The organism is Streptomyces anatolicus (assembly GCF_019400875.1).
GTDB classification, from domain to species: Bacteria; Actinomycetota; Actinomycetes; order Streptomycetales; family Streptomycetaceae; genus Streptomyces; species Streptomyces anatolicus.
The window spans coordinates 1-3,724 of sequence record NZ_WMBF01000563.1 but is presented as its reverse complement, the minus strand read 5'-3'; the positions used below and the strand labels follow the sequence as shown (position 1 = coordinate 3,724).

At 72.5% G+C, this 3,724-nt stretch carries 4 protein-coding genes; all 4 read left to right on the top strand.

The features are described from left to right. Positions 1–8 precede the first annotated feature (8 nt). The 4 genes from GKQ77_RS29555 (at position 9) to GKQ77_RS29540 (ending at position 3,684) form a co-directional block, all read left to right on the top strand. On the top strand, positions 9–1,034 hold the full coding sequence (locus GKQ77_RS29555; protein WP_372460018.1) for a phosphatidylinositol-specific phospholipase C domain-containing protein: 1,026 nt from the start codon (positions 9–11) through the stop codon (positions 1,032–1,034). 42 nt (positions 1,035–1,076) lie between these two features. Next, positions 1,077–2,483, top strand: coding sequence for an amidohydrolase (locus tag GKQ77_RS29550; protein ID WP_219692182.1), 1,407 nt, complete (start codon positions 1,077–1,079; stop codon positions 2,481–2,483). A gap of 156 nt (positions 2,484–2,639) precedes the next feature. Next, the gene (locus tag GKQ77_RS29545; protein ID WP_219692181.1) at positions 2,640–3,323 is read left to right on the top strand and encodes a DUF899 domain-containing protein; all 684 of its coding nucleotides are present in this window, start codon (positions 2,640–2,642) and stop codon (positions 3,321–3,323) included. A gap of 169 nt (positions 3,324–3,492) precedes the next feature. Beyond that, on the top strand, positions 3,493–3,684 hold the full coding sequence (locus GKQ77_RS29540) for a DUF8839 family protein (RefSeq protein WP_219692180.1): 192 nt from the start codon (positions 3,493–3,495) through the stop codon (positions 3,682–3,684). Positions 3,685–3,724 lie beyond the last annotated feature (40 nt).

The following is a 3,724-nucleotide window of genomic DNA, read 5'->3' as shown; positions in this document are numbered from 1 at the left end:
GGGTGGGGCTGGCGGCGGGGGCCCTCGTCGCGTGGGCCGCGCTGAGCGGCGGAAGCGGCGTCGCCGTCGCCGCCGACGATCCCGCGCCGGGCGCCGCCTACTCGGCCACGACCGGCGTCGGCCTGCACAACGCCTACGAGAAGGCGAAGTACCCGTACTTCGCCGACGCTCTCGACTCCGGCGCCGGGATGCTCGAACTCGACGTATGGACCAACGCCTTCGGCAGCGGCTGGCGCGTCTCTCACAGCAATCCCCTCGGCAACGACAACAACTGCGAGAACGCCCAGAGCCCCGGCGAGCTGCGCACCAAGCCGCGCAACCAGAGCCTGGCCGGGTGCCTGCGCGATATGCGCACCTGGCACGACGCCCACCCCGGCCACCGGCCCATCCTGGTCAAGGTCGAACTGAAGGACGGGTTCCAGGGCAGACGCGGGCGCGGGCCCGCAGACCTCGACGCGCTCCTCACGGGCGTGCTCGGCGACGCCGTGTACCGGCCCGGACAGCTCGCCGCGGGGCACGGCACCCTCGACGACGCCGTACGGGCCAAGGGCTGGCCGAAGCGCGACGAGCTGGCGGGGAAGTTCGTGGTCGAGCTGATACCCGGCACCGTCGAGCAGGGCAACCCCGCCGACACCCTGTGGACCGACCGCGAGTACGCCACCCATCTGCGCGACCTCGCCGCCACGGGCCGCCTCGGCGAGGCCGCCGCCTTCCCCGCCGTGCTCGGCGCCGAGGCGGGGGACCCGCGCGGGCGGTACGCGGACCCCTCGATCCGGCCGTGGTTCGTGCTGTTCGACGGGGACGCCTCCGCGTACGCGGGCGGGGGCATCGACACGCGGTGGTACGCCGACCGGCGCTATCTCGTCGTCATGACCGACGCCCACCACGTCGCCCCCGCCATCGACGGGACGCGCCCCACCGAGGCGCAGGCCAAGGAGCGGGTCGCCCTGCTCGCGCGCCGGCACGCCAGCATCGTGTCGTCCGACTGGTACCCGCTGCCGACGGTCCTCTCCACCGTCCTGCCGCGAGGCTGAACGCTACCGGGAACACGCGAGGGTGAGAGCTACCGTGAACAGATGACGCCGCCTCGCGCTCCGGGCCCCGCCGACCTCGTCATCACCGGCTGCACGGCCCTGACCCACGGGCCCGACGGGGAGATCCTCTTCGTCGAGGACGCCACGATCGTCGTACGCGAGGGAGTCATCGCCTCCCTCACCGGCCCCGGCACCGGGCGTGGTCCGAACCCCGCCGGGCCGGGCCAGGATCCCGCGAGGCCGGGCGGCGCCGCCGTCGAACACATCGACGGGCGGGGCACCGTCGCCCTCCCCGGCCTCGTCAACTGCCATACGCACACCCCGATGGTGGCCCTGCGCGGCCTCGCCGAGGATCTGCCCGCCCACGCGTGGTTCAACGACTGGATCTGGCCCATCGAGTCGAACCTGACCGAGCGCGCGGTCGCCCTCGGCGCACGGCTCGCCTGCGCCGAGATGATCCGGGGCGGCGTCACCACCTTCGCCGACCACTACTTCGCCATGGACACGGTGGCCGACGTCACCGAGGAGAGCGGCCTGCGCGCCGTCCTCGGCCAGGCCTACTTCAGCTCCCAGGGGTCCGAGGGCCGGGCCGCCTCCCTCGACTTCGCCCTGCGGCGGCGCGGCACCGCGGGCGGACGCCTCACCACCTGCCTCGCCCCGCACGCCCCGTACACCGTCGACGAGGCCGACCTCGCCGCCACCGCCGAACTCGCCCGCCAACACGGCCTGTTGGTCCACATCCACGCCGCCGAGAGCCGCGAGCAGACCGATAACAGCCTGGCCCGGCACGGCCGCACACCCATCGGGATCCTGGAGCGCGCCGGGCTCCTCGACGGGCGCCTCCTCATCGCCCACGCCACCGGCCTCGATCCCGCCCGCGACCTGCCCGCCCTGCGCCGCGCGGGTGGTCAGGTCGCCGTCGCCTCCGCGCCCCGCGGCTATCTGAAGTTCGCCTGGGACACCACGCCCGTGCGGGCGCTGCGCGAGGCCGGCATCCCCGTCGGGCTCGCCACGGACGGCGCCGCCTCGAACAACACGCTCGACGTGTGGGAGTCCATGACGCTCACCGCCCTCGTCCAGAAGCACGCGGAGAACGACCCGACCTGGCTCACCGCACGCCAGGCCCTGGACCACGCCACGCTGCAGAGCGCGCGGGCCGTCGGTCTCGGCGAGGAGATCGGCAGCCTCGCCGAAGGGCTGCGGGCCGACATCATCCTCGTAGACCTGACCGGTCCGCACACGCAGCCCGTGCACGACCTGGCCGCCACCCTCGTGCACAGCGTCTGCTCCGCCGATGTGCGCACCACGATCGTGGACGGCAGGGTCCTGATGCGCGACCGCGCGCTGCTGACCGTCGATGTCCCGGAAACCGTACGGGAGTTGGGGGAACTGTTGCCCGAACTGGTCGACCGGAGCCATGGCGAGCGCGTCCAGGAGTACGAGGGCTGACCGCGTCGCCGCCTCTGACCTGCGGCGCAGGGGAATTCTCAACTTTTTCCGGCTTTTCCCGCCCCTGAGCGATGAGTTCCGCACCCGCCGCCGGTCCACCCTTCGCGGAACCACGCGCCCGAAGACCACGCGCCCGAAGGGTGGAGGAGACACGTCATGGGACTTCCGGACATCGTCACACGCGAGGAGTGGCTAGTCGCGCGGGAGAAGTTGCTGGCCGAGGAGAAGGCCGCCACCCGCGCGCGCGACGCGCTCAACGCCGCCCGGCGCGGACTGCCGATGGTGGAGGTCGACAAGGAGTACTACTTCGACGGCTCCGACGGGAAGGCGACGCTGCTCGACCTCTTCGACGGGCGTGACCAGCTGATCGTCTACCACTTCATGTTCGCCCCCGAGTGGGACGCGGGCTGCCGCAGCTGCTCCACCTTCCTCGACCAGATCGGGCACCTCGCCCATCTGCGGGCGCGCGGCACGAACTTCGTCGCCGTATCCCGTGCCCCGTACACGGCGCTGCTCGCCTTCAAGGCCCGCATGGGCTGGACCGTGCCCTGGTTCTCGACGAACGGCGGCGACTTCAACCACGACTTCGGGGCGTCCTCCGACGAGGAGCCCCGCGATGTGCCCGCGATCAACTGCTTCCTGCGGGACGGCGACCGCGTCTTCCACACGTACGCGACGTTCGCCCGAGGCCTGGACGGCATCGGCTCCACCACCAGCCTCCTCGACCTCACCGCGCTCGGCCGGCAGGAGGAGTGGGAGCGCCCCGCCGGGCGTGCGTCGGCGCTCGGGGCTCCGGCGGGCAGCGCGCGGGTGCGGTACCACGACGAGTACGAGGACTGAGGCTCCCTCAAAAGGCCCCGGGGAACCCCCGGAGAACCCCGGGAGAACCCCGGGAGAACCCTGGGGAATGGCTCAACTGCGTGTCGGTTCGGTTACGTCGCGAGCCCTTGAGGGCCCCGCACGCGTTCTCACCAGTAGAACCGAACCGAACCGTACGGGGGACCGGAACATGACGAACGGACGACTGGTGCTGGAGAGGTTTCCCGCGGGCGGGCCCCGCGGGTCGTGGCCCGCGGAGGAGTTCGCGCGGGCCCGCCGCCAGGAGGGACAGCCCGCGGAGGTCGTGATGGACCTCGCGTCGGACACCTTCCAGGTGATCGTGCGTGAGCCGCGCGTGCGCGAGCCCGAACCAGTTTCGTAGGGCCCCTCAGCCCAGCGGAGCCCCGGCCCCCACCCGGGAC

Bases quoted from the DNA above. Each gene is read 5' to 3' on its own strand.
- GKQ77_RS29550 (WP_219692182.1), top strand. From the start codon at position 1,077: ATGACGCCGCCTCGCGCTCCGGGCCCCGCCGACCTCGTCATCACCGGC.
- GKQ77_RS29545 (WP_219692181.1), top strand. From the start codon at position 2,640: ATGGGACTTCCGGACATCGTCACACGCGAGGAGTGGCTAGTCGCGCGG.
- GKQ77_RS29540 (WP_219692180.1), top strand. From the start codon at position 3,493: ATGACGAACGGACGACTGGTGCTGGAGAGGTTTCCCGCGGGCGGGCCC.